Source organism: Neorhizobium galegae (assembly GCF_021391675.1).
Lineage (GTDB): Bacteria > Pseudomonadota > Alphaproteobacteria > Rhizobiales > Rhizobiaceae > Neorhizobium > Neorhizobium galegae_B.
Window position 1 is genome coordinate 4,334,031 of the sequence record NZ_CP090095.1, and the last position, 25,893, is coordinate 4,359,923.

The 25,893-nt window shown below is 62.4% G+C and carries 22 protein-coding genes, 1 tRNA gene and 2 riboswitches; of the genes, 11 read left to right on the forward strand and 12 right to left on the reverse strand.

What is annotated here, in order from left to right; genetic code table 11:
* Positions 1–2: 2 nt before the first annotated feature.
* The 4 genes from LZK81_RS21380 to LZK81_RS21395 all read left to right on the forward strand — a co-directional run bounded on the left by LZK81_RS21380 (position 3) and on the right by LZK81_RS21395 (position 5,125).
* Positions 3–2,156 carry a xanthine dehydrogenase family protein molybdopterin-binding subunit gene (locus LZK81_RS21380; RefSeq protein WP_233954590.1) on the forward strand — a complete coding sequence of 718 codons (2,154 nt, stop codon included), beginning with the start codon at positions 3–5 and terminating at the stop codon, positions 2,154–2,156.
* A gap of 13 nt (positions 2,157–2,169) precedes the next feature.
* Positions 2,170–2,823 carry an Isoquinoline 1-oxidoreductase subunit gene (locus LZK81_RS21385; RefSeq protein ID WP_233954591.1) on the forward strand — a complete coding sequence of 218 codons (654 nt, stop codon included), beginning with the start codon at positions 2,170–2,172 and terminating at the stop codon, positions 2,821–2,823.
* Positions 2,824–3,016: 193 nt separating this feature from the next.
* Positions 3,017–3,091: transfer RNA gene (locus LZK81_RS21390), tRNA-Gly, on the forward strand.
* A 228-nt stretch (positions 3,092–3,319) separates the two neighbouring features.
* Positions 3,320–5,125: a PAS domain S-box protein gene (locus LZK81_RS21395; protein WP_233954592.1), complete on the forward strand. Its 1,806-nt coding sequence runs from the start codon at positions 3,320–3,322 to the stop codon at positions 5,123–5,125.
* Positions 5,126–5,182: 57 nt separating this feature from the next.
* Here LZK81_RS21395 and LZK81_RS21400 read toward each other — a convergent pair whose 3' ends face one another.
* From LZK81_RS21400 to LZK81_RS21425, 6 genes are all read right to left on the reverse strand, one after another.
* Positions 5,183–7,309 carry a methyl-accepting chemotaxis protein gene (locus LZK81_RS21400; RefSeq protein WP_233954593.1) on the reverse strand — a complete coding sequence of 709 codons (2,127 nt, stop codon included), beginning with the start codon at positions 7,307–7,309 and terminating at the stop codon, positions 5,183–5,185.
* Between the two features lie 297 nt (positions 7,310–7,606).
* Positions 7,607–8,629, reverse strand: a complete 1,023-nt coding sequence (locus tag LZK81_RS21405) for an aldose epimerase family protein (protein ID WP_233954594.1) — start codon at positions 8,627–8,629, stop codon at positions 7,607–7,609.
* A gap of 84 nt (positions 8,630–8,713) precedes the next feature.
* The gene (locus LZK81_RS21410) at positions 8,714–9,895 is read right to left on the reverse strand and encodes a vWA domain-containing protein (RefSeq protein WP_233954595.1); all 1,182 of its coding nucleotides are present in this window, start codon (positions 9,893–9,895) and stop codon (positions 8,714–8,716) included.
* A gap of 12 nt (positions 9,896–9,907) precedes the next feature.
* Positions 9,908–10,828: a homoserine O-acetyltransferase MetA gene (metA, locus tag LZK81_RS21415; protein WP_046612266.1), complete on the reverse strand. Its 921-nt coding sequence runs from the start codon at positions 10,826–10,828 to the stop codon at positions 9,908–9,910.
* Positions 10,829–10,887: 59 nt separating this feature from the next.
* Positions 10,888–10,965, reverse strand: a riboswitch (SAM riboswitch).
* Positions 10,966–11,018: 53 nt separating this feature from the next.
* On the reverse strand, positions 11,019–11,459 hold the full coding sequence (locus LZK81_RS21420; protein WP_046605172.1) for an NUDIX hydrolase: 441 nt from the start codon (positions 11,457–11,459) through the stop codon (positions 11,019–11,021).
* Positions 11,456–12,295, reverse strand: a complete 840-nt coding sequence (locus LZK81_RS21425; protein WP_233954596.1) for an AAA family ATPase — start codon at positions 12,293–12,295, stop codon at positions 11,456–11,458. The genes LZK81_RS21420 and LZK81_RS21425 overlap by 4 nt, the downstream gene beginning before the upstream one ends.
* 94 nt (positions 12,296–12,389) lie before the next feature.
* Between LZK81_RS21425 and LZK81_RS21430 the strand changes: the two genes are divergently transcribed.
* The 6 genes from LZK81_RS21430 (at position 12,390) to LZK81_RS21455 (ending at position 19,023) form a co-directional block, all read left to right on the forward strand.
* Positions 12,390–13,046, forward strand: a complete 657-nt coding sequence (locus tag LZK81_RS21430; protein WP_233956649.1) for a thiamine diphosphokinase — start codon at positions 12,390–12,392, stop codon at positions 13,044–13,046.
* Between the two features lie 3 nt (positions 13,047–13,049).
* Positions 13,050–14,870, forward strand: a complete 1,821-nt coding sequence (locus LZK81_RS21435; protein WP_233954597.1) for an ABC-F family ATP-binding cassette domain-containing protein — start codon at positions 13,050–13,052, stop codon at positions 14,868–14,870.
* Between the two features lie 158 nt (positions 14,871–15,028).
* Positions 15,029–15,478 carry a response regulator gene (locus LZK81_RS21440; protein WP_038591020.1) on the forward strand — a complete coding sequence of 150 codons (450 nt, stop codon included), beginning with the start codon at positions 15,029–15,031 and terminating at the stop codon, positions 15,476–15,478.
* Positions 15,479–15,540: 62 nt separating this feature from the next.
* Positions 15,541–15,648: riboswitch (TPP riboswitch) on the forward strand.
* Between the two features lie 41 nt (positions 15,649–15,689).
* Positions 15,690–16,700, forward strand: coding sequence for a thiamine ABC transporter substrate binding subunit (gene thiB, locus LZK81_RS21445; protein WP_233954598.1), 1,011 nt, complete (start codon positions 15,690–15,692; stop codon positions 16,698–16,700).
* Positions 16,701–16,703: 3 nt separating this feature from the next.
* Positions 16,704–18,323 carry a thiamine/thiamine pyrophosphate ABC transporter permease ThiP gene (thiP, locus tag LZK81_RS21450; protein ID WP_233954599.1) on the forward strand — a complete coding sequence of 540 codons (1,620 nt, stop codon included), beginning with the start codon at positions 16,704–16,706 and terminating at the stop codon, positions 18,321–18,323.
* Positions 18,316–19,023 (forward strand): ATP-binding cassette domain-containing protein, encoded by a 708-nt coding sequence (locus LZK81_RS21455; RefSeq protein ID WP_233954600.1) that lies wholly within the window; start codon positions 18,316–18,318, stop codon positions 19,021–19,023. The genes thiP and LZK81_RS21455 overlap by 8 nt, the downstream gene beginning before the upstream one ends.
* On the opposite strand, the gene LZK81_RS21460 is transcribed toward LZK81_RS21455, so the two are convergent.
* Both LZK81_RS21460 and LZK81_RS21465 read right to left on the reverse strand, forming a co-directional pair.
* Positions 19,024–20,439, reverse strand: a complete 1,416-nt coding sequence (locus LZK81_RS21460; protein ID WP_233954601.1) for an MATE family efflux transporter — start codon at positions 20,437–20,439, stop codon at positions 19,024–19,026.
* Positions 20,436–20,948: a winged helix-turn-helix transcriptional regulator gene (locus LZK81_RS21465; protein ID WP_233954602.1), complete on the reverse strand. Its 513-nt coding sequence runs from the start codon at positions 20,946–20,948 to the stop codon at positions 20,436–20,438. The genes LZK81_RS21460 and LZK81_RS21465 overlap by 4 nt, the downstream gene beginning before the upstream one ends.
* A gap of 324 nt (positions 20,949–21,272) precedes the next feature.
* Here LZK81_RS21465 and LZK81_RS21470 point away from each other — a divergent pair, with 324 nt between their 5' ends.
* A complete protein-coding gene (locus LZK81_RS21470; protein WP_233954603.1) occupies positions 21,273–22,787 on the forward strand; it encodes a M48 family metalloprotease in 1,515 nt (504 codons plus the stop codon).
* Positions 22,788–22,800: 13 nt separating this feature from the next.
* On the opposite strand, the gene LZK81_RS21475 is transcribed toward LZK81_RS21470, so the two are convergent.
* The 4 genes from LZK81_RS21475 to LZK81_RS21490 all read right to left on the reverse strand — a co-directional run bounded on the left by LZK81_RS21475 (position 22,801) and on the right by LZK81_RS21490 (position 25,891).
* Positions 22,801–23,667, reverse strand: coding sequence for an RNA polymerase factor sigma-32 (locus LZK81_RS21475; RefSeq protein ID WP_037081362.1), 867 nt, complete (start codon positions 23,665–23,667; stop codon positions 22,801–22,803).
* Between the two features lie 308 nt (positions 23,668–23,975).
* Positions 23,976–24,548 carry a CarD family transcriptional regulator gene (locus LZK81_RS21480; RefSeq protein ID WP_046605164.1) on the reverse strand — a complete coding sequence of 191 codons (573 nt, stop codon included), beginning with the start codon at positions 24,546–24,548 and terminating at the stop codon, positions 23,976–23,978.
* Positions 24,549–24,935: 387 nt separating this feature from the next.
* A complete protein-coding gene (fdxA, locus tag LZK81_RS21485; protein ID WP_046612892.1) occupies positions 24,936–25,274 on the reverse strand; it encodes a ferredoxin FdxA in 339 nt (112 codons plus the stop codon).
* Between the two features lie 203 nt (positions 25,275–25,477).
* Positions 25,478–25,891 (reverse strand): RNA-binding S4 domain-containing protein, encoded by a 414-nt coding sequence (locus LZK81_RS21490; RefSeq protein WP_046605162.1) that lies wholly within the window; start codon positions 25,889–25,891, stop codon positions 25,478–25,480.
* Positions 25,892–25,893: the final 2 nt, after the last annotated feature.

A 25,893-nucleotide genomic window follows, 5' to 3' on the forward strand; every position in this document is an offset into this window, starting at 1 on the left:
CCATGACCATCCAGGACATCAACACCACCCGCCGCGGCTTCCTCGCCGGCTCCGGCCTCGTCATCGGCGTCGCGATCGCGCCGAAGATGCTCTCCGCAGCGCCGACCGGCGTGCATGCCGGCGGCGATCCGGCGCTGGCCCCGATGAATGCCTTCGTCAAGATCGGCACCGACGACACGGTGACCGTGCTCGCCAAGCACATCGAATTCGGCCAGGGCCCGTTTACCGGTCTCGCGACGCTGGTCGCCGAAGAACTCGACGCCGACTGGAGCCAGATGCGCGCCGTCCACTCGCCGACCGACAACAAGGTCTATGCCAACCTGATGTTCGGCCTGCAGGGAACCGGCGGTTCGAGCTCCATCGCCAATTCCTATGAGCAGATGCGCAAAGCAGGCGCCACGGCGCGGGCGATGCTGGTCGCGGCGGCAGCCGAGGACTGGAAGGTCCCGGCCTCCGAAATCACCGTCCAGAAGGGCCGCATCAAACATGCTGCCTCCGGCAAGGAAAGCGGTTTCGGCGCATTCGCCGAAAAGGCGGCCCGCCAGACGCCGCCCACGGAGCCGAAACTCAAGGATCCCAAGGATTTCCTGCTGATCGGCACCGATCTGCCGAAGCTCGATACTCATGGCAAAACCAACGGCACGGCGATCTTCACGCTCGACATCACGCCGGACAACCTGCTGATCGCCGTCGTCGCCCATCCGGAGCATTTCGGCGCCACGGTGAAGAGCTTCAACGATGCCGAAGCCCGCAAGGTGCAGGGCGTGGTCGACGTGAAGCAGGTGCCGTCGGGCATCGCCGTCTATGCGGACAACACGTTCGCGGCGCTCAAGGGCCGCGATGCGCTGAGCATCGAATGGGATCTCTCCAAGGCCGAAACCCGCTCCTCGGAAGAACTTTCCGCCGATTACCGGAAGCTCTTCGGCGAAAGGGGGCTTGAAGCGACCAATAACGGCAATGTCGACGACGCCTTCAAGGCGTCCGGCCTGCAGACGGTGGAAGCCGAGATCGTCTTCCCCTTCCTGGCGCATGCGCCCATGGAGCCGCTCGACTCCGTCTTCATCAAGGCGGCCGACGGATCGGTCGATATCTATAACGGCGCGCAGTTCCCGGGCATGGACCAGGAGGTCGCCGCCAAGATCCTCGGGCTCGACGAAGCGAAGGTGCGGGTGAACACCCAGCTCGCCGGCGGCAGTTTCGGCCGCAAGGCACAGTTCGGCTCGCCCTACATACAGGAAGCGGCAGCCGTCTATGCCGCAACCGATCGCAGCCGTCCCCTGAAGCACATGTGGACCCGCGAGGACGACATCCGCGGCGGCTATTACCGCCCGATGTATGCCCACAAGATGCGCGGCGCGATCAACGCGCAAGGCCAGATCACCGCCTGGGAACAGGTGATCGTCGGCCAGTCGATCATGGGCAAGGCCGATCTCGATCCGACCTCGGTCGAAGGCGCCTCCAACCTGCCCTACACGATCCCCAACCTGAAAGTCAGCGCCCACAACGTCCAGCTCTCCGTACCACCGCTCTGGTGGCGGTCGGTCGGCCATACCCATACGGGTTTTGCGGTCGAGACCTTCGTGGACGAGCTCTTCCAGAAGATCGGCAAGGATCCCGTTGAGGGACGCCTTGCGCTGCTTGGCGAAAAGCCGCGTCATGCAGGCGTGCTGAGGAAGGCTGCGGAAATGGCGAACTGGGGTTCGCCGGCCCCGGAAGGCCGCGTCCGCGGCGTCGCGGTGGTTGAAAGCTTCGGCAGCTTCGTCGGCCAGATCGTCGAAGTCTCGATCGGCCCGGAAGGCGCGCCGCGCGTTCACAAGGTCTGGTGTGCGGTCGATTGCGGCGTCGCCGTCAATCCGAACGTCATCAAGGCGCAGATGGAAGGCGGCATCGGCTACGGCCTCGGCGCGGTTCTCTTCGACGCTGTGACGTTGGCCAAGGGCGGCAAGATCGTGCAGTCGAACTTCCACGACTACCGCTCCATCCGCATCAACGAGATGCCGGATGTGGCCGTCGAGATCATCAAGTCGAGCGAAAAGCCGAGTGGCGTCGGCGAACCCGGCGTGCCGCCCGTCGGCCCGGCGGTTGCCAATGCCTGGCGGCGGCTGACCGGAGCCCCGGTCCGGCAGCTGCCCATCGTCAACATCGTTTCGGCCTGAGGATCAAACCCCGATGAATTGGAAACTCGCTATAACCGGCGTCGCTACCCTCTGTCTGTTCGTGGGCGCCGGCACGCTGCTGTCGCCCGCCTCGGTGGCGCAGGATGCCCAGGCAAACGCCAAGACGCTGAAGCCTGCCGCCTCCTTCCAGTCGATCGCCAACGAGCGGGAACGCTCCGTGGCGCTCTTCCAGGAGGCGGGCAAGGTCATCCAGCACCCGCGCTGCGTCAACTGTCACCCGGCGACCGACCGGCCGCTGCAGGGTGCCAACATGCACCCGCACCAGCCGCCCGTCTTCCGCGGCGACGGCGGAATGGGCCTGCCCGGCATGCAATGCACCACCTGCCACAGCGCGGAAAACACGCCCGTTGTCGGCCAGGCCGATACGATCAAGAGCATACCGGGCAATCCCGCCTGGCATCTCGCGCCGATCGAAATGGCCTGGGTCGGCAAATCGCTCGGGGCAATCTGCCAGCAGATCAAGGACCCCGCCCGCAACGGCGGCAAGACCATGGATCAGATCGTCGAGCACATGGCGCATGACGAACTGGTCGGCTGGGGCTGGAACCCGGGCGCCGGCCGCGAACCGGTGCCGGGCACGCAGGCCGAATTCGGCGAGCTCATCACCGCCTGGGTGAAATCCGGAGCGGCCTGTCCGGCTTCCTGAGAATGAAGCGGCCGCCGGTTCCGGCCGGAACCGGCGGTTTGCAGGGGCTTTGGCGGGATCGCAATTTTTCTTGGCGCCAATCGTCATTTCCCTGTTGCATTTGAAAAAGGACTGGGCCATATAGCGCCCGTCGCCGGCAACGAGCCACGACGCCACGGTCAAGCTTTACTACCACGGACCGATGGATTGATGAGCGGGTGTAGCTCAGTGGTAGAGCACAACCTTGCCAAGGTTGGGGTCGAGGGTTCGAATCCCTTCGCCCGCTCCAAATTCCCATTCTTGAGACTATACTCTACCAGGCCGGCCACGGGGCCAGGACGCTCGACAGCGTCGCCTCGATGCAGATGCGACGCGGGCGTTTCCCCTCCATCACTCTTTCCCCCATCAATTTAATGATTCCCGCATGTTCACCGAATGCGCGAGATGGCATATTAATTGCAACCGCCTACGCGAAATCGCACCAGTGATTCGGGGGTTGAACTGGGGATGTGCCATCATGGAATCTCGCCCGCACCAACAGAAACTCAATCAGAAAACCGCTGTTGAAATCATGCAGCGGCTCGAGGGCATCGTTGCCTCGGCAATGGACGGCATCATCACCATTGATGACGAGCAACGGGTGATCCTGTTCAATCCAGCCGCGGAGCGCATGTTCGGCCTGCCGGCCAACGAGGCGCTTGGCCAGCACATCTCCCGTTTCATGCCGGAGCGCTATCGTCCGACCCACGCAGCGCACATTCACCGTTTCGCCGAGACCGGCGTGACCACGAGACAGATGGGCTCGCTCGGCGCGATCAGCGGTTTGCGCGCGGACGGCAAGGAGTTTCCGATCGAGGCTTCCATCTCGCAGGTCGAGGTCGGAGGCGAGCGCCTCGCCACCGTCATCCTGCGCGATATCACCGAGCGCAAGGCCGCCGAGGATGCTTTGCTGGAAAGCCGGCGGCGAATGGAGGGGATCGTGGAATCGGCGATGGACGCGCTGATCACCGTCGACGAAGGTCAACGGATCGTGCTGTTCAACCCGGCCGCCGAGCGCATGTTCGGCGTTGCGGGCAAAGATGCGATCGGCTCGCCGATCGAACGCTTCATCCCCGAGCGGTTTCGGCACGGACATGCCGAACATATCCGCTTCTTCAAGGAGGCCGGGGTCACCAACCGCCGGATGGGCGCCTTGGGGGCCATCAGCGGCCTGCGCGCCAATGGCGAGGAATTCCCGGTCGAGGCGTCGATCTCCCAGGTAGAGATCGGTGGGGGGAAACTTGCCACGGTCATCCTGCGCGACATTACCGAACGCAAGGCCAACGAGGATTCCCGCCAGTTATTGGCCCGGGAAGTCGATCACCGGGCCAAGAATGCCCTGGCGGTCGTGCAGGCCCTGGTCTCCCTCACACGTGCAGAAACCAAGGAGGAGTTCATCGTCGCGGTACGGGGCCGCGTTTCGACGCTGAGCCGCGCCCATTCCCTGCTCGCCCAGAACCGGTGGGAGGGCGGGGACCTTGCGGCGGTCCTCACCGAGGAAACCCGGGCCTATCAGAGCGTCAACCAGTTGATGATCGGCGGCCCCGCCGTCACCCTCACCCCGAACGCCGTGCAGCCGATCAGCCTCCTCATCCACGAACTTGCCACCAATGCCGTCAAATACGGGGCATTGTCGGTTGCAGAGGGGCGGGTTGACGTCTCATGGCGCATCCTGCCGTCGTTCGAACTGGAGCTTCGCTGGATCGAGACCGGTGGCCCGCTGGTGCAGAAGCCCGTATCCAGGGGTTTCGGCTCCACTCTGGTGACCGAAGTCGCCACCCGTCAATTGGCTGGCAAGCTCGATATCAGCTGGCCCGCAACCGGCATGTGCCTTGTCGCGATGCTGCCGCAGGCCGTCTACCGTCCCGACATTTCAGCCGGCTCGGTTCCCGGACAGGGGGCCGCGCCCAAATCGTCGGAGACCGGCTCGGCAGGACGGATACTCGTCGTCGAGGACGAGACCCTGATCGCCATGGAGCTCTGCAATGAGCTTGAATCGCGCGGCTGGGAAATCGTTGGACCGGCGGCGACAACCGACGAAGCCATGCGTCTGGTCGGCGGCTCGCAGCTCCCCGACGTCGCTGTTCTCGACGTCAATCTTGGCGGAAAGCCGGTCTATCCCTTTGCGGAATGGCTGCAGACCCATGGCGTGCCCTTCCTGTTCTGCACCGGATACGAGCAGCTCGATGATCACCACAGCTTCAGAAGCCGTACGACAATTCGAAAACCCGTGAACATGACGCTGCTGGAAGGCGAACTGCGCCGCATGCTCCACCTGACATGACTGGAAAACGCCGCCGGCTTTCGGCCGACGGCGCCGTCAGTTCGCAATGAGCCCCAATCAGGCCGCGCGCGCGCGATAGCCGCCGGAGGCATATCCTTGGGAAGGTGCGCCCGCATTGGTCTTGAAGCGGGCCATCATGTCGGCAAGACTGTCGGTTTCCTGCGTCAGGCTCTGAGCGGCGGCGGTGGTTTCTTCCACCATCGCGGCGTTCTGCTGGGTCACCTTGTCCATCTGGTCGGCGGAGGCCGCCACTTCGCGCAGGCTCATCGCCTGTTCGCTGGTGCTCGAGGTGATCGTGTTGACGAACGCGCTCATCTGCGCGACTTCGCCGACGATGTCGTCGAGCGATTTGCCGGAAGCGGTGACGAGCTCGACGCCCTGCTTGACCTGGGCCGACGATGTCGAGATCAGTGCCTTGATCTCCTTGGCGGCATCGGCCGAGCGCTGCGCGAGCCCGCGGACTTCCTGGGCGACGACCGCGAACCCGCGGCCGGCTTCGCCAGCACGGGCGGCTTCGACGCCTGCATTGAGGGCCAGAAGGTTGGTCTGGAAGGCGATGTCGTCGATCACGCCGATAATGCGGTTGATCTGCTCCGCCGAGCCTTCGATCGCCGCCATGGCAGCGACCGCGCTGGCGACGATCTCGCCACCGCGCTGAGCCTTCTGCTGGGCAAGCGACGCGACGCCCTGGGCGAGGCTTGCGCCGCTGGCGCTGTCATTGACGGCCGACGTCACCTGGCCGAGGGCTGCTACCGTCTCTTCGAGGCTCGCGGCCTGCTGTTCCGTCCGCTTGGCGAGATCGTTGGAGGCAATCGAGATTTCCTGCAGCCCCGCGCGGATCGTGCCGACGGCTCCGACGACCGAGCCGATCGCCTCTTCGAGATTGCCGACCGAGCCGTTGAACTTGGCGCGGATCGGCTCGAATTCCACTGCAACGGCACCGTCCATGCGGACGGTCAGATCGCCGCCGGCAAGCCGGTTGAAGCCTTCCTCGATCGCATGCACGAAGGCGCGCAGGTCCTCGCCCTTGGCATTGTCGATCGCCGACTGACGCCGACGCTGGTGTTCCTGCGCCTCGCGGGCCTCCGATGCCTGCTGTTCGAGCCGGATATTCTCCTCGGCGGATGCCTTGAAGACCTGGACAGCCCTCGCCATCGCACCGAGTTCGTCCTGGCGTTCCTGGCCGCCCACGCCGACGCTGAGATCGCCGGCGGCAAGTTTCGTCATCGTCGTGGTCAGGCGACGGACGGTGCCGCCGAGCGACCGGGCAAATACGAGGAATCCGATCAGCGACAGGATCGAAACGACGACAGTGCCGAGTGCGGTCATCCACAATGCGGCTTCGCTGGCGGCGACCAGCGGCGTGATATCCGATGCGATTTCGAGAACGCCGACCTTGGTTCCGGAGAAATCGAGGAGCGGCACGGCCTCGACAGCATAATGCTTGCCGCCGATATCGGCGTAGCGCCGCACGGCGCCCTTGTCATAGGCCTCCTGCAGCTCCGGCGCCGTCAGGATCGGATTGCCGCCGTGGGTGGAGGCTTGTTTGTCGAACTTGTCGGCACCCTTGGTATAGAGGGTGACATGGGCGTTCACTTCCTTGGTCAGCCGGGAGAAATAGGCATCGACGAGCTTCAGCCCGACGTCCACGACACCGATGACCTTGCCGTCACTGACGACCGGCGCGGTTGCGAACAGGCTGACCGCGGTGCGGCCGGTCTCGATGCCGACAACCAGTTTCTTGTCGCTGAGCGAGGTCGCCACCATCTTGCGGCGCGCCTTGACGTTGTCGCCAAAGACATCCTGATCGTGAACGCGGGCAACGACGTCGGCCGTCGCCGCGACGAAGGTGATCATTTCGAGGCCGCTCGCTTCCTTCACGGTCTTCATATTGGAGTAGCGCGAGAGCAGGCCCTGCCGATCGTTGGCAAGGATGAGCGGGGAGGTTTCCGGCAGGGATGCGATCGTCAGCGCCAGCGCGGATGCGGCACGCCCCTGGGCGGCCATGTCGTCCTGGATGACCGCGAGATCGCTGTCGAGCTCCGTCTGCAGCGCCTGCTCGGTCATGCTCGACTGCCGTTCCCAGGCAAGCCCGCCGATCACCACGCTCGCGAAAAGCACGGCTACGAAACCGAAGACGGTAAGCCTTCTCGACAGTGGCTTCCGGATGCTGATCTCGTTCATATATCCCTCGAATTGTGCTCCGCAAAAGCAGAGGGCAGCGGCCCGGCGGGCGGCAATGCCAATACTGAAGAAAACTATGCTGAAATCGGTTGAAATTTAACTAATGTCAAAATCTTACTGCGTTCCACAATGTAGAACGGCGAGCGGTAACTTGGTTTCGGAAACCTCGCGCCACGATAAAATTGCAAATGGAATCTGCGGCTTACCAATTTTACATGGACGCCGAAGCAAGCCGGGCTTGCGAGATAACGGTTGTTTGCCGAGGCACAGATAATCCGAACCGGACGAGGCCGGCGATCATTGCTTTGAAAAGACATAGTCGGTTTCCTGCAGCAGCACCTCGCCCGGGCGCAGCACGGCATTTGGGAAATCGGCATGGTTGATGGCGTCCGGCCAGACCTGGGTTTCGAGGCAGAACCCGGCGAACGGACCATAGTGGCGGCCATCGAGGCCCTCTGCGGGGATCTGCTGCAGTTTGAAGGCGGCATAAAGCTGCACGCCGGGCTCGGTGGTGCGAACTTCCATCGACACGCCGGAATGGATGCTGCGCGCCAAAGCCACGGAACGCTTGAGGGTACGCTCCGGCGACAGGCAGAAGTTATGATCGAACAGGACCTGGGCATCGCCATCGAACCGCTTCATCGGCCCCATGTCGCGCAGGTCGAAAGGCGTGCCCGCGACCGCCATCAGTTCGCCGGTCGGCACCTGCTTGTCGTCAAAGGCGAGCACATGGTCGGCGGCGATCATGATGTCGTGATCGAGCGCATCCTCGCGGCCGTCGAGATTGAAATAGGTATGCTGGCAGATATTGGCGAGCGTCGGCTGATCCGTGGTGGATTGATAGACGACGGAAAGAACGCCGTCACTCTTGAGTTGGTAAGTCGCCGTGACCGTGCAGTTTCCCGGATAACCGGCACGGCCGTCGGGATCGGTGATCCGCAGCACGACCTTGTCGGCAGCATGTTCGACGACCATCCAGTTGCTGCGGCCGATGCCATCCGAACCGCCATGGAGATGGGTCACACCCCGCTCGTTCAACTCCAGCTGATATTGCTTCCCGTCCAGCACAAAGCGGCCACCGCCGATACGGTTGGACGAACGGCCGGGCGTCGCGCCGAAATAAGGAGAATGGTTCAGGTAATCCTCAAACCGTTCGAAACCGAGCACGAGCGGCGGCTGATGGCCGTCGAGCCTGAGATCCTGGATCACCGCGCCCCAGGTGATGACGCTGGCGGTGAGCCCGCCGCCGGAGATCCTGGCGCGATAGACGGTTTCGCCCTTTTCCGTGGTGCCGAAAACTTCGAAATTCTGGTCCGCCATGAGATTGCTCCTCCACCGATATGTTTGCGGCAACCTGCGCGATTTGGCGGCGACCCGCAACGCCGTGGAGAAGAAAAAAGGGCTCTAGCGGGTGAGCGCACGCGTCGCCTGCTCCAATCCGCCGAGCGTCAGCGGGAACATCCGCTCGGTCATCAGCTGCCGCATCACCCCGATCGAGGTCGTATGGCTCCAATGGTCCTGCGGCACCGGGTTGAGCCAGACGCAGCGGTGGAAATGCTCGGTGACGCGCCTGATCCAGGCCTCGCCCGGCTCCTGGTTCCAGTGCTCCACCGAACCGCCCGCATGGGTGATCTCATAGGGGCTCATCGAGGCATCCCCGACAAAGATCACCTTGTAGTCGGCGCCATAACTGCGGATCAGGTCGAGCGTCGGCGTCCGCTCCGAGCGGCGGCCGTTCTCCTTCCACACGCCTTCATAAAGGCAGTTATGGAAGTAGAAATGCTCCATATGCTTGAACTCTGCGCGGGCGGCCGAGAATAGTTCTTCGACCACCCGGATATGGTCGTCCATCGAGCCGCCGACATCGAAGAACATCAGGAGCTTGACCGCATTGCGCCGCTCCGGCCGGGTCTGCACGTCGAGATAACCATGCTCGGCGGTGGAGCGGATCGTGCCCGGCAGGTCAAATTCCTCGACCGCCCCTTCCCGCACCCAGCGGCGCAGCCGCTTCAGGGCCAGCTTGATGTTGCGGGTGCCGAGCTCCACCTTGTCGTCGAAATCGGCAAACTCGCGTTTGTCCCAGACTTTTACCGCCCGGCGGTGGCGGGACTGGTCCTGGCCGATCCGCACGCCTTCCGGGTTATATCCATAGGCACCGAAAGGGGAGGTGCCGCCGGTGCCGATCCATTTCGAGCCGCCCTGATGCCGGCCCTTTTGCTCCTCCAGCCGCTGGCGCAGCGTCTCCATCAGCTTCTCGAAACCGCCGAGCGACTCGACGAGCTTCTTTTCCTCGTCGGTCAGATGCTTTTCGGTGAGCTTGCGCAGCCATTCTTCGGGGATGCTGGCTACATCCAGGCCAGGCTGCCCGGAGACCATTTCGAGCCCGCGGAAATAGGACGAAAAGACCCGGTCGAACTTGTCGATATGCCGCTCGTCCTTCACCAGCGCGGTTCGGGCGAGGAAATAGAAGGCCTCTACATCGAAATCCGCGATCCCTTCCTCCATGCCTTCAAGAAGGTCGAGGAATTCCCGGAGTGTCACCGGGATCTTCGCTTCTTTGAGGTGAAGGAAGAAGGGAATGAACATCGCGTCGAAAACCTACTCCGTACCGATCTTCTCCGGATCATAGGGGGTCGTCTGGTAGATCTCGTTGATCCAGTTGCCGAACAGAAGATGGGCATGGCTGCGCCAACGGTTCAAGGGCGTCAGCGTATCGTCGTTATGCGGGAAGTAGTTATGCGGCATCCTGATCGGCACGCCGGCATTGACGTCCCGGAAATACTCGTCGGCCAGCGAGGTGGAGTCGTATTCCACATGGTTGAACATATAGAGCCGCTTGCCCGCCTTCTCGTGCACCAGGCAGATACCCATTTCCTCGGATTCCATCAGGATTTCGAGATTCGGGTTCTTCTCGATATCGGCGCGGCGGACTTCCGTCCAGCGCGACACCGGAACCTGAAAATCGTCCGAAAAGCCGTTGAGATAGATCGAGGACGGCACGAGGTTGCGGTGGCGATAGACGCCGAACGCCTTTTCCTTGAGCTCGTATTTCGGCACGCCATGGAAATGGTAGATCGCCGCCATCGCGCCCCAGCAGACATTCATGGTCGAATGTACGTTGGTCGCCGTCCAGTCGAGGATTTGTCTCATCTCGTCCCAATAGGTAACGTCCTCGAAGGGAAGTGTCTCGATCGGCGCGCCGGTGATGATGAAACCGTCGAATTTGCGGTGCTTCACTTCCTCCCAGGTCTCGTAGAAGGAGAGGAGATGATCCTCCGACGTGTTCTTGGCCTTGTGGCCGCCGACGCGGATCAGCGAGAACTCGACCTGCAGCGGCGAGGCGCCGACGAGGCGCGCCATCTGCAACTCGGTCTTGATCTTGTTCGGCATGAGGTTCAAGAGCCCGATCTGCAGCGGACGAATGTCCTGCCGCACCGCCATGGTTTCGGTCATCACCCGCACGCCTTCGGAAACGAGCGTGCTGAATGCGGGCAGCGTATCGGGAATCTTGATCGGCATGTCTCAACCCAACAAAAATAAAAACCGGCAACGACAAAAATCGCAACCGGTCCGTGGGAAGACATCTTCTCGCGGCCCTTTAGCGACTTTTTTAACGTGGCTGCAAGCCGGCCGGCCAAATCACCACGAATTCTCAAGAGCTCAAATACGCCTTGCTATGACCGGCGTCAATGGGAGCACGATCTTGCTCCTATGGCGCGTCCATGAGAACGAGCGGAAGCGCGTCTGCCAGCCCGCCGCCGAGCTGGCGCGCCGCGTCGACCAGCGGCATCCAGGAAAAGCGAAAGCGGATGGGGTCGCCGCCATCGAAGCGATGTTCCTCAATATGAATCCACGTGTCGGCATAATCCCCCATCAGCCGAAGCAGGAAATAATGCCGGCGATGGCAGATCTCGCTGCCATCCTTCTGGAAACGGTAATCGTGAACCATGAGCGGATGCAGCGGAACATCGACAGCAAGACCTGTCTCCTCGTGAAATTCACGAGCGGCGGCGATATCCGCCGCTTCCCCAGGCTCGATCGTACCGCCCGGCACCTGCAACCACTGATCGGGAAAGTCCGGCTCGTCGAAAACCAGCAACCGATTCTGCCAGACCGCGTAGATCAGCACCTTGAACGCATCGGGCATCATCTTTCCCGCCGCGCCAGGAAGGCCAGCCGCTCGAAGAGATGCACGTCCTGCTCGTTCTTGAGGAGAGCGCCGTGCAGCTTCGGCAGCGCGTTCTTGACGTCGCCGCGCAGGTCCGACGGATCGACATCGTCCGAGACCAGCAGCCGGATCCAGTCGAGCGCTTCGGAGGTCGATGGCTTCTTCTTCAGCCCCGGCATCTCGCGGATGTCGTAGAATTGGGTGAGCGCATTGCGCACCAGCGTCTGCTTGATGCCGGGATAGTGGACCTCGACGATGCGGGCGAGCGTATCGACATCCGGGAAGCGGATATAGTGGAAGAAACAGCGGCGCAGGAAGGCGTCCGGCAGTTCTTTCTCGTTATTGGAGGTGATGATGACGATCGGCCGGACCTTGGCGCGGACCATCTCACCCGTCTCGTAGACATGGAATTCCATGCGGTCGAGTTCCTGCAAGAGGTCGTTCGGGAATTCGATATCCGCCTTGTCGATCTCGTCGATCAACAGGACGAGCTTCCTGTCCGAGGCGAAAGCCTGCCACAGCTTGCCGCGGCGGATATAGTTGGCGACGTCATGAACGCGCTCGTCGCCAAGCTGGCTGTCGCGCAGCCGCGAGACGGCGTCGTATTCGTAAAGCCCCTGCTGCGCCTTGGTGGTGGACTTGATGTTCCACTCGATCAGATCAAGCCCGAGGGCCGCGGCCACCTGCCGCGCAAGCTCGGTCTTGCCGGTGCCGGGCTCGCCTTTCACCAGCAGCGGACGTTCGAGCCGGATCGCGGCGTTGACCGCCACCATCAGATCCTTGTCGGCAATATAGTCCGCTGTACCCTGAAACTGCATCTCGTGATCCTGATCGGTGAACGCGCCGCAAACTAAAAGCTCACCCGTGGGGGTGCAACAGCTTTCCCTTTCCATCGGCTTTGCGCTATGGGCAATGCGCATGACCCATTCGACCTTCACCATTCTGCTCGGCGGCAATCTCACCGTCACCGACCGCCTGCGGGACACGATCGCCGGTAGCCGCTTCATCGCGGCCGATAGCGGCATGCGCCATGCGGCAGCGCTCGGCGCGAAGCCGGAACTCTGGGTCGGCGATTTCGATTCCTCCGACGCCGCGTTGATCGCGCAGTTCCCGCACGTCGAGCGGCAGGCCTTTCCGCCGGCCAAGAACGAGACGGACGGCGAGATCGCGACGGCTGAAGCCGTCAAACGGGGCGCGACAAGGCTGATCTTTGCCGGCGCGCTCGGCGGCGAGCGCAGCGACCATGCGCTTCAGCATCTCTTTCACGCCATGAGCCTGGCCGAACGCGACCTAGACATCCTGCTGACGTCGGGCGACGAGGAGGCCGTGCCGCTGCTGGCGGGCACGAAGACACTGGACCTGCCGAAGGGTTCGCTGTTTTCGGTCATCGGTTTTTCCGACCTGGAAGGGCTCGATATCATCGGCGCACGTTATCCGCTCGACAACTTCTCACTCCCCTTCGGCTCCTCGCGCACCGTCTCGAACGTTGCGGAAGGCCCTGTGGAATTCCATCTAAAGAGCGGCAGGGCGATGATCCTTGCCCGCCCCCACGACTTTACAGGAGCCTGACTGTTGGCGCCCCCAATTCTGAAACTTGACGATATTTTCCTGAGCTTCGGCGGAGCGCCGCTTCTCGCCGGCGCCGGCATGCAGGTGGAGCCGGGCGACCGCATCTGCCTCGTCGGCCGCAACGGTTCCGGCAAGTCGACGCTGATGAAGATCGCCGCCGGCATGGTCGAGCCCCAGTCGGGAGAGGTGTTCCGCCACCCCTCCTCGACCATCCGCTATCTCGAACAGGCGCCGGATTTCGCCGATTACTCGACCGTGCAGGCCTATGCCGAAGCGGGCCTCGGCCCGGGCGACGACCCCTATCGCGTCACCTACCTGCTCGAACATCTGGGCCTCACCGGCCAGGAACATCCGAACACGCTCTCCGGCGGAGAAGCCCGACGCGCAGCACTTGCCCGTGTCATGGCGCCCGAACCCGACATCCTGATGCTCGACGAGCCGACCAACCATCTCGACCTGCCGACCATCGAATGGCTGGAAGAGGAGCTGCGCAAGACGAGAAGCGCGCTGGTGGTGATCTCGCATGACCGTCGCTTCCTCGAAAAGGTCTCGAACGCCACGGTCTGGCTCGACCGCGGCACATCACGACGTCTCAACCGCGGTTTCGGCGAGTTCGAAGCCTGGCGTGACGAAGTGCTGGAGGCGGAAGAGCTGGAACAGCACAAGCTCGGCAAGGCGATCGAGCGCGAGGAACACTGGCTGCGTTACGGCGTCACCGCGCGCCGCAAGCGCAACATGCGCCGCCTCGGCGAGTTGCAGACGATGCGCGGCAATTACCGCGGCCACAAGGGTCCGCAAGGCACGGTGCAGGCGAGTGTCAGCGAGGGCCGCGAGTCCGGCAAGCTGGTCATCGAAGCCGAGAACATCACCAAGAGCTATGACCGGCCGATCGTCGCTCCCTTCTCGATCCGCGTGCATCGCGGCGACTGCATCGGTCTCGTCGGCCCGAACGGCGCCGGCAAGACCACGCTCCTGAAAATGCTGACCGGCCAGCTGGCGCCCGACACCGGTACCGTCAAGCTCGGTACAAACCTGGAAATCGCGACACTCGACCAGAAACGCGAGGATCTGGACCCCGAGGACACTCTGTCCCATTATCTGACGGACGGGCGCGGCGAGACGCTGCTGGTGAACGGCGAGCAGCGGCATGTCGCGGGCTACATGAAGGACTTCCTGTTCCAGCCGGAGCAGATCAGGACACCGATCAAGAACCTGTCGGGCGGCGAGCGCGCCCGGCTGATGCTGGCCCGCATCATGGCGCGGCCGTCCAACCTGCTGATATTGGACGAGCCGACCAATGACCTCGATATCGAGACGCTGGACCTGCTGCAGGAAATCGTCGCCGGTTACACCGGCACGGTCATCCTCGTCAGCCACGACCGCGACTTCCTCGACCGGACCGTGACCTCGACCATCGCCCCCGCCAATCCGGACGCACCGGACGGCCGCTGGATCGAATATGCCGGCGGCTACACGGATATGCTGGCGCAACGGAAGGGAGCGCTCGAGGAACGGCGTCGCACGGAGAAAGCCGACAGGGCAAAAACCGATACTGCGGCACCGGCTTCCGGCACCAACAAGGGCAAAGGCAAGCTTTCCTTCAAGCAGAAATTCGCGCTCGAGAACCTTCCGAAGGAAATGGCGAAAGCCGAGGCCGAGATCGCCGCCCGCGAGAAGAAGATGGGCGATCCCAACCTCTTCACCAAGGATCCCGCCGCCTTCAACAAGTTGGCTGCGGAGATGGAAAAGCTGCGCCAAAGCATCAGCAAAATGGAAGAGGAATGGCTGGAACTCGAAATGCTGCGTGAGGAAATTGAAGGCTAATTTGCGATTTATTAATCTTAACAGATAGTTAGCTGAAAAAATATTTGTCGCGGACCGGAACATATCTCTTCCCGAGACGTTCGGTGGATCAATAGCGGTCGAAATCTCTTGGGAGTCCTCGGCCATCACGGAACCGATCAACCGAATAGGGACATCCAATGCTGACAAATGTTACGCGTCGTCGGCTGGCCGCTGAGGCGATGAATCAGAGAGTTATGATTGTCGAAGACGAGTTTCTGATCGCGCTCGATGTTGCCGAGACGATCGAAGCCATGGGCCTGAAAGTCGCCGGTTTTGCCAATGCCCGCAAACACGCCCTGGCTCTCGCCGCCTATGCCGATATCGCCCTGGTCGACGTCAATCTCTCGGACGGCCGGACCGGTCCGGAGATCGGCCGAGAGCTTGCCGAGCAATATGGCATCACCGTCGTCTTCATGACGGGTAATCCGGACGATGTGGAAGCCGGCGTCAAGGGCTCGCTCGGCGTTCTCACCAAACCGGTCATGCCTGACGTAGTCGAGAAGACGATCGACTACGCCGTTGCCAACCGGCTCGGCGGCATGGCGATCGTTCCGCGTGAACTGAAGGTGTTTCCGCAGAACCACTGAGCCAATGTTGCTCCTGCCGAGTGCGCCTCTTGCCAGCCATTCGCCTCACCGCTAAATCTGATCTCGCTCTAACGGGGTGCCGCGCGTTTTCGCGCGGCTGAGAGGCTTCTGGCCAACCCGCGGAACCTGATCCGGTTAACACCGGCGGAGGGATTAGACGGCTCTTCATCAGCGCCTGTTCCCTTTTGTTCACCAAAACGAGGAGACGCTGATGCGCAGCACCATTCTTTCGATATTGGCGGCCGCTGCCGCCCTTTCCCTTTCCGCGCCGGCCGAAGCGCAGGAAAAGACGCTGACCGTCTACACCTACGAGAGCTTCATCTCCGATTGGGGTCCAGGGCCTAAGGTCAAGGAAACTTTCGAAAAGACCTGTGCCTGCAAGCTCAATTTCGTCGGCGTCGCCGATGGCGTGGCGCTTCTCACGCGGCTGAAACTGGAAGGCAAAAGCACCGACGCCGATATCGCGCTCGGCCTCGATACCAACCTCATCTCCGAGGCCAAGGCAACCGGTCTGTTCGAACCGCATGGGCTCGACGCCTCGGCGGCCAAGGTCCCCGGCAATTACAGCGACGACACGTTCATCCCCTACGACTATGGCCATTTCGCCGTCGTCTACGATACCCAGGCGATCAAGAACCCGCCGAAGAGCCTGAAGGAACTGGTGGAAGGCGACCCGGCGCAGAAGATCGCCATCGAGGATCCTCGGACCTCGACACCGGGCCTCGGCCTGCTGCTGTGGGTGAAATCGGTCTATGGCGACAAGGCGCCGGAGGCCTGGGCAAAGCTTCGCAAGCGCGTGCTGACCGTCACGCCCGGCTGGTCGGAAGCCTATGGTCTTTTCACTAAGGGCGAAGTGCCGATGGTGTTTTCCTACACGACCTCTCCCGCCTATCACATGGTCGAGGAAAAGACCGACCGCTATCAGGCCGCCTCCTTTACGGAGGGCCACTACATCCAGATCGAGGTTGCCGGCATGCTGAAGGGCACCGGAGACAAGGATCTGGCGAAACAGTTCCTGAAATTCATGGTGTCGCCGGCCTTCCAGGACGTCATCCCGACCACCAACTGGATGATGCCGGCCGCCAAGACTTCCGAACCCTTGCCCGACGCCTTCAACAAGCTAGTGCAGCCGGCCAAGACGTTCCTGATGGGGTCGGACGAAGTCGCCAGGAATCGCCAGGCCTGGATCGATGAATGGCTGACCGCCATGAGCATGAACTGATCCATGCTGACGCGTGCCGAGCGGAGACGCGGGATAGGCTGGGGGCTGCTCAGCCTGACCGGCATCGCCCTCTTCGTTGGCGTCGCTATCGTTGCCCTTCTGTCCTGGGATGCGGGCAACGCCCAAAGCCGGCTGTTCACCCCCTATACCTGGCGAATTCTGCGCTTCACCCTGCTGCAGGCGGTTCTTTCGACGCTGCTGTCGGTTCTCTTCGCGCTTCCCGTAGCTCTTGCGCTTGCACGCCGCCCAAGCTTTCCGGGCCGTCTCTGGATCGTCCGGCTGATGGCATTGCCCATGGGCCTGCCGGTGCTGATCGGCGCGCTCGGTCTGATCGGCATCTGGGGCCGGCAAGGGGTGATGAACAGCCTGCTGTTGAAGCTCGGCCTGGAGCAACCGGTCAGCATTTACGGCCTTTCCGGCATCCTGCTCGCGCATGTGTTCTTCAACCTTCCGCTCGCGGCAAGGCTGCTGCTTGCGGCGCTGGAACGGTTGCCTGCGGAATATTGGCTCCTCTCCTCCAGCCTCGGAATGAAACCGTTTTCCGTCTTCCGTTTCATCGAATGGCCCGCGGCGCGCCACGTCATCCCCGGCATTGCCGGCCTGATCTTCATGCTTTGTGCCACGAGTTTCACGCTCGTCCTGGTGCTCGGCGGCGGGCCGGCCGCGACCACGCTCGAAGTTGCGATTTACCAGTCGCTGCGTTTCGATTTCGATCCGCCGCGTGCCATAGCGCTGTCGCTGCTGCAGATCGGCATCACGGCGCTGATCCTGATCGCGATTTCGCTTTTGCCGGCGCCTGACGACGCTGGCATCACGGCTGGCCGGGCGACACGCCGGTTCGATGGCCGAACGCTGCCCGCACGGCTTTGGGATGTGCTGGCTATCCTGCTTGCCACGACATTCCTGATCCTGCCGCTCGCCTCGATCGTCGGCGCGGGCGTCCAGGCCAATCTCTGGAGCCTCGTCAACAGCCCCGCCTTCCTGCGCGCCGCCTGGACCAGTTTCACGATCGCGCTTTCCGCCGGCCTGCTGGCCGTTCTGACTTCCCTGGCTATCATTGCCGGGCGCGGGGCGATTGCAGACATGAAGAGACCCGGCGGAACGGCCAGGGCATTTTCCGTGTCCTTGGGTGGAACGTCCTCGCTGGTGCTGCTCGTGCCGCCGGTCGTGCTCGGGACGGGTTGGTTCCTGATGCTGCGCCCGTTCGGCGATGTGGCACGCTTCGCTCCGGCGCTGGTCGCGATCATCAACATGCTGATGGCGCTTCCCTTCGCGATGCGCGTCCTGGCGCCGGCGGTGGAAACGCATCGCAAGCGGACCGCCAGGCTGTCGGCAAGCCTCGGCCTTTCAGGCTTTTCGCGGGCATGGAGGATCGATCTGCCGGTTCTGGCAAAGCCGCTGCTGACGGCGCTGTCCTTCGCCATGGCGCTGTCGCTCGGGGATCTGGGAGCGGTCGCGCTGTTCGGCTCCAGCGACCTCACCACCCTGCCCTGGCTTGTCTATAGCCGGCTATCTAGCTATCGCGCCAACGATGCCGACGGGCTGGCGCTCATCCTCGGCATCATCTGCCTGGGGCTGACGATGATCGGCACCACCGGCCAGAGGGAAGCAAAGCATGGCTGACGGGATCGTGCTGGAAAAGGTCGAGCTAAGGCTTGGCACGAAGGAATTCCGCTTCGATTGCTTACTCCCGGCCGGCGCCGTGACGGCGGTCACCGGCCCATCCGGCTCCGGCAAGTCCACTTTCCTCAACCTCGTTGCCGGCTTCGAGACGCCGGACCGCGGCCGTATCCTGATCGCGGGCGGGGACGTGACGGAAAAACATCCCTCCGAGCGTCCCGTATCGCTGGTCTTTCAGGACAACAACCTCTTCGCCCATCTGGATATGGCCACCAATATCGGGCTCGGCATCAGCCCTTCGCTGAAACTTTCCAGCGGTGACCGGGCCGCGATATCGCAGGCGCTGGAACGCGTCGGGTTGGGCGGCTTTGAGAAACGGATGCCGGGGACGCTTTCCGGCGGCGAAAGGCAGCGTGCCGCGTTCGCGCGGGCTCTGGTGCGCAAAAAACCGGTTCTGCTGATGGATGAGCCATTTGCGGCGCTCGATCCCGGCCTCCGGCTTTCGATGGCCAATTTGCTCATCGACCTGCATCGCGAGACGGGCAATGCGGTGTTGATCGTGACCCACGATCCGGATGAGGTCGGCCGATTGGCCGACCATGCGATCTTCATCGACCACGGCCAGATCCTGCTGCAGGCGCCGGCCGAGGAATTCCTCGCCCGGCGCGATATTCCGGCGCTCGCCGAATTTCTATCCGGCTGATCAGGCCACCTTTCCGCGGAACCAGGCGCCCGAGCGGATGGCGAGGAACAGTATCCCGCCGTAGGCGACCAGGCCGGCCGCCAGCGCGAAGAACAATCCGTTCAGCGAACCGGTGAATTCCAGCGCCAGCCAGCCCCCGAGACCGGCAATGGCAAGTCTCAGGAAACCACAGGCAAGCGGCCAGAGCAGCTGGCCCGCCCCTTGACAGGCAAAATAGAGCGCCAGCCCCCCGCCGAAGAAACCATAAACCGGCCCGACGATCTGCAGATAGGCGACGCCCGCATCGATGGCGCCATGCTCCTCGCTGAACAGTGAGATCCAGGCGACCGGGAAGATTGCCGCGATCAGGCCGATTGTCTCGGTGATGACGAAGGCAATCGCGGCGCCGGTGAAGGCGATGCGCATTGCGCGATCTTTCTGGCCCGCGCCCATGTTGGTGCCAACAAGCGCCACCATCGGCGCGCCGATGCCGAAGATCACCGGGATCAGCAGATATTCGAGCCTCGCGCCGGTACCGAAACCGGCGACGGCAGAGACACCCGCTTTGGTGGCCACCAGAGCCGTGGCAATGCCGATGGTCACATTGGTGAGAACGGAATTGATCGCCGCGGCAGCGCCGAGGCGGACGATATCCCGAAACATCGCCCAACGAAGCGGTCCGACGCCGAAGCGCACGAGATTGCGGCCGGAGAGGATATACCAGGCGAGAACCGCCGTGCCGCCGAAACTGTAGAGCGCCAGGGCCAGGCCGCCACCGGCAATGCCGAGCCCCTGGAACGGGCCGAAGCCGAAGATCAGAAGCGGCGATACGGGCACGAGGAGTGCAGCACCGACGCAGGTAACCAGCGCCGGGAACAGCATGTTGCCCGTGCCGCGCACGACGCTCGCCAGGCCGTTCATCAGCCAGACGAAGACCATGCCGCCGAACACCACGTTGGAATAGACGAGCGCAGCCTCGAGTTCCGCGCCCTCGCCGCCGAGCGCCCGATAGATCGGCCGGCCATAGGCGAGCATGACCGCCGAAAACAACAGCCCGATCACGACATTGACGACGACGGCATGCCAGGCAAGCAGGTCGGCATCGTCACGCCGGCCGCCGCCGAGCGCGCGGGCGATTGCCGAGGAAATAGCTCCGCCGAAACCGCCGGCAGACATCATCTGCATCAGCATCACGGCCGGAAAGACCAGGGCCATGCCCGCCAGCGCCGCGGTGCCCATATGCGAGATCCACCAGGTTTCGATGAGGCCTGTCGACGCCTGGGCGAGCATGATCAGGATATTTGGCCATGCGAGCCGGATCAGCATCGGCAGGATCGGATCCTGCAGCAGCTGCCGGGTCCGCGGATTGATCGTCGCCGCGCTGGCGTCATCGCAGGTAGGCGCCGCCTCGACGGCTTCGGTGGTCACGGCACTCATCGATCTGCCTCTCTCTGCTGCACCAGCTCGTTCATGGATGGATAGCGGCGGCGGATGCGTTCGCTCGCCGCCGGACCGGCCGCGCTGGTGAAAACCGGATCGCTCAGCAGTTTGCCGCTACGGCGGTCGATCATCACCGGTTCGGCCTGCTCGCCGGTCTCCTTGTTGACGATCACGACGCTTTCGCCCTCCGGCGCGAAATGCTGGTTGCCGAAGGCAAGCAGCGCCTGCACCACAGGCTTGAAGTCGCAGCCGCGCTGCGTGAGGTGGTATTCGTCGCGCGGCGGCCGTTCGGAGTAGCGCCGTCGTTCCATCAGCCCGGATTCGACAAGCGAGTTCAACCGGCTGGTCAGGATGTTCGGGGCGATATCGAGGTTGCGCTGGAATTCGTCGAAACGTGTCGCACCTCCCAGCGCATCGCGCAGGATCAGGAAGCTCCAACCCTCGCCGACATGTTTGAGACTGCGCAACACCGGGCATCCGGTGTCGATGGGACCTGTCCGTTTCATGGGTTTCTTCTCCGGCAAGACATTGCCTTGTGGCACAAGTAACTTGCAATTTGCAAGTTACTATCTGCGTGATCACGTTTGGCGACGAGGGCGGCCGGACCGTTATGGAACTCGCCACAATTTGGACGTGCCGCGATGGCATCGCGGAAAGGCAGCGGGGATTTTCATTGCAAACGCACCAGCAAGACATATTTCAATAAGAGCATCTGTGCATTCGACGCGAAAATCGCTAAGCGACATAGAGAAGGAGCCGGCTTGGATCGAGAGGACCTCTGCCAAGCTGGATGGCGGACCTTGGGAATGATGGTGCGGAAGACGAGGACGATGAGGCGCGACACCGCGATCCAGGCTGTCTGGACGATTGTTCGTGCCCTGCCCGGTCGGCGGGCCTTGGGCGCTCTGCTGTTCAGCGGTGCGGTCCTTTCCGGCTGCCAGTCGCTCTTCGACCAGGCCTATACCCCGAATGTCTCTCCCTCCGACTCGCCGCAGATCGTCGACGAGGTGCAGAAGAACGATCCGCGGGCGCAGATGGGCGCGCGCGAGCATCCGCGCATCGTTGCAAGCTACGGCGGCGAATATCGCGACGCGAAGACCGAGCGGCTGGTCGCCCGCATCGCCGGCGCGCTGACGGCCGTCTCCGAAAATCCCAACCAGTCCTTCCGCATCACCATCCTGAACTCGCCGGCGATCAACGCCTTCGCGCTGCCGGGCGGTTATCTTTACGTGACGCGCGGCCTTCTGGCGCTTGCCAATGACGCATCGGAAGTCGCAGCCGTGCTCTCCCACGAGATGGGCCACGTCACCGCCAACCACGGCATCGAACGCCAGCGCCGCGAAGAGGCGGAAGTGATCGCGAGCCGCGTCGTCGCCGAAGTCCTCTCCAGCGATCTTGCCGGCAAGCAGGCGCTGGCCCGCGGCAAGCTCAGGCTCGCCGCCTTCTCGCGCCAGCAGGAACTGCAGGCCGACGTGATCGGCGTACGGATGCTCGGCGAAGCGGGCTACGACCCCTACGCGGCGGCGCGCTTCCTGGATTCGATGGCCGCCTATGCCCGCTATTCGGCGGTCGATCCGGACAGCGACCAGAGCCTCGACTTCCTGTCGAGCCATCCGAACTCCGCCCAGCGCGTCGATCTTGCCCGCCGCCATGCCCGCAATTTCGGCCAGGAAGGCACCGTCGGCGACAAGGGCCGTGATTATTACATCGCCGGCATCGATGGCCTGCTCTACGGCGACAGCCCGCAGGAGGGCTACGTCCGCGGCCAGACTTTTCTGCATGGCGGCCTCGGCATCCGTTTCGACGTGCCGCCGGACTTCCGGATCGACAACAAGGTGGAAGCGGTGCTGGCGACCGGCCCCGGCGAAACGGCGATCCGCTTCGACGGTGTTGCCGCGGGCGATAACGACAATCTGCCGAACTATCTGACGAGCGGCTGGGTCGCGGGCCTGCAGCCGGAGACGGTGCGGGAGATCCAGGTGAACGGCATGCCTGCGGCAACCGCACGGGCTTCCGCCGAACGCTGGGATTTCGATGTGACCGTCATCCGCGTCGACAATCAGATTTTCCGTTTCCTGACGGCAGTGCCGAAGGGCAGTCCGGCGCTCGATACGACTGCCGAAATCCTGCGTTCGACTTTCCGCCGGATGACCCCTCAGGAAATCGCGACGCTGAAGCCGCTACGGGTACGTATCGTCACAGCGACAAAGGACGACACCATCGCATCGCTATCGGCGCGCGTGATGGGAACGGATCGCAAGCTTGATCTCTTCAAACTGATCAACGCCCTGCCGGCCGGGGCGACGATCTCCCCGGGCCAGAAGTTCAAGATCATTTCCGAATGAGATCGGGGCCGCCTCAGCAGGCGGCCGCAGCCATCTGCGGATTGGCCGACACCAGCGCCGACTTGAGCTTTTCGATCGCCCGGCTTTCGATCTGCCGCACACGTTCCTTTGAAATGCCGAGTTCGGCGCCGAGCGCTTCGAGCGTCGCGCCATCGTCCGTCAGGCGGCGGGCGCGAATAATCTTCTTTTCCCGGTCGTTGAGCTTGGTGAGCGCGCCCTGCAGCCATTTCAGCCGCCGCTCGCCGTCGATCATCCCGGAAACCTGCTCATCCGGCAGCGGTTCGGCACTCGCCAGCATGTCGAGCCGTTCGCCGCTATCCGCATCGCCGGCGATCGACGGCGCCTGCAGCGAGGAATCGTTGCCGGAAAGCCGGGCATCCATGGTCTGGACATCGGAGACGCTGACGCCGAGCGCCACTGCGATCTCCTCGTGAATTGCCCGGGCGGTGAGGTTGGAATCGCCGCGGGCGAGCTTGGCGCGCAGCCGGCGAAGGTTGAAGAACAGCGCCTTCTGCGCCGAACTGGTGCCGCCCCGCACGATCGACCAGTTTCGAAGAATGTAATCCTGCATCGAGGCACGAATCCACCAGCTGGCATAAGTGGAAAAACGCACGTCGCGGGCCGGCTCAAACCTTGCCGCCGCTTCGAGCAGCCCTACATAGCCCTCTTGTACGAGGTCGCTCATCGGCAATCCGAAGCCACGGAACTTCGAGGCCATGGCGATCACGAGACGCATATGCGCAAGGGCAATCTGGTTGCGGGCATCCTGGTCCTGATCGTCCTTCCAGCGAACCGCCAGATCGCGCTCCTCCTCGCGGGCGAGATATGGAGCGGACATTGCTATCTTGATCATCGTGCGGTCTGCGGACATGGCTGTCATCGTGTTCTCCGTGAACGGTCTGATCCGACAAAAACAGCGAGGCACAAACCAAGGACACCGTGCACGCGACAAGCCCGAACGATGATGGAGTGAATATCCTGCCGCTTTTGCTCCCCTCGTCTTGAGTTCCGCGGGGGATTCACAACCGGCTCAAGAGACCGATCTTCCGCCCCGCACTTAGCTGTCCCGAACGCAAACCGACGCACATCAGTTCGCCGTTCCGGCGGGTTAACGCGGAGGCGGGCAAAAAGTTCCAATAAAAAACCCGGCTCGAAGGCCGGGTTTTTGAGAGAACTATGGATGGATGATCAGGCCGCTTCTTCCTGCGCCTCATCTTCCTCGACGTTCTTGCCGCGCTTGGGACCCTTGGCGAGATTGACCTCGACAAGGCGGACGGCTTCGGTTTCGGACATCTTGTTCACGGCAGCGATTTCACGAGCCATGCGGTCGAGAGCGGCTTCGTAAAGCTGACGCTCGGAATAGGATTGTTCCGGCTGGTTGTCGGCGCGATAGAGGTCGCGAACCACTTCCGCGATCGAGATCAGATCGCCGGAATTGATCTTTGCATCATATTCCTGGGCGCGGCGCGACCACATGGTGCGCTTCACGCGGGCCTTGCCTTGAACAACCTTGAGCGCGCGCTCGACAAAATCCGTTTCGGACAGCTTGCGCATGCCGATGCTGACGGCCTTTGCGACTGGCACCTTGAGGCGCATCTTGTCCTTTTCGAAATCGATTACGAAAAGCTCAAGCTTCATGCCGGCAACTTCCTGCTCTTCAATCGCAGAGATAGTGCCTACACCATGAGCGGGATATACGATCGATTCACCAGTCTTGAAGCCCTGGCGTGCGGGAGAAGTCTTTTTCTGCTGAGTCGTCATTCGTTTCACAAACTCCCTGTTACTCACCCATTGCCGGGTCGGGGGAACCGGGTCTGTCAGGCCCGGATGAGACGGGGGAAACCGTCGGGTCACTCCATACTGGTCCGACCAACGCGAGCGAAAAAACACCCATCGGGGAACTGCGACCGACAACATTCGAGCGTTGCAATGTCACGGAAACCGCGCTTTGGGTGGTCTGTTGCTTTCGTGATGTTTTTTGGGCACACACGTGCCGCCTTGTGGAACAGTTCTTATTGTCTACCACAAAAAAGTGCGGAAATCAATAATTTGCTTTTGCAGGTGCACAGAGCGCCGCACCCGCGCTCTGCCCAACAAAAAGGCAAAGTGATTCGAAACAGCTTCCGAGCCATTCCGTCGCGGCAAATCTCAATCGCCCTTACCGGGTTCGGCGGAGAAATACTGCTCGTACTTGTTGGTGACGCCGTCCATCTCCTTGGCTTCGGGCAGCGCCTCGCGCTTGACCGTGATGTTGGGCCAGATCTGAGCGAATTCGGTGTTTATCTTGAGCCACTTGTCGAGGCCTGGCTCCGTGTCCGGCTTGATCGCCTCGGCGGGACATTCCGGTTCGCAGACGCCACAATCGATGCACTCGTCGGGATGGATGACGAGGAAGTTTTCGCCTTCATAAAAACAGTCGACCGGGCAGACCTCGACGCAGTCGGTATATTTGCAGCGGATACAATTGTCGGTCACGACATACGTCATGCGGCACTCCAGGACTCTCGCGGATCAGCGGCACGTCGACGGATGGGAAGCGCCGGCACGCCGGAAAGCCGGGAGAGGCGAAAACCCAACTGCAAAAATGACAGGAGGTAGGCGATCCGGCTTTTCGACAGTCAGGTAAAGCCTTTGGCTTTGCTTAGCAAGGATATCCGTGCTGAAAACCTGGGCGCAGCGGGTCGTTTTTTCTAATCTAGGTCCGCGTCGATACCCGGAAGCAGCCGATCGGTCTCGCGGCGCTCCTTCTTGGTCGGTCGGCCGCTTCCCTGCGCGCGTTGCGCCTGTTCGAACGACGTCAGCCTCTTGGTTTCTTCCGGAGAAGGGCTGAGATCTTCATAGAGCATCCGGGCCTCTTCGAAAGGTCCTCGCCTTTCGCCGCCGGCCTTGACCATCAGCACGAGATCGCGACGCTCCAGCGTGAGGTTGATACGGTCGCCCGGCTTCACCTGGGAGCTCGGCTGGGACACCAGATCGCCGTTCACCCGCACGTGGTTGGAGCGGATCATATCCTGGGCGATCGACCGCGACTTCGCCATGCGGGCAAAAAACAGCCACTTGTCGATGCGCTGACGCGAACCGGATTGTGGCTGTTTTTCCGCCATGG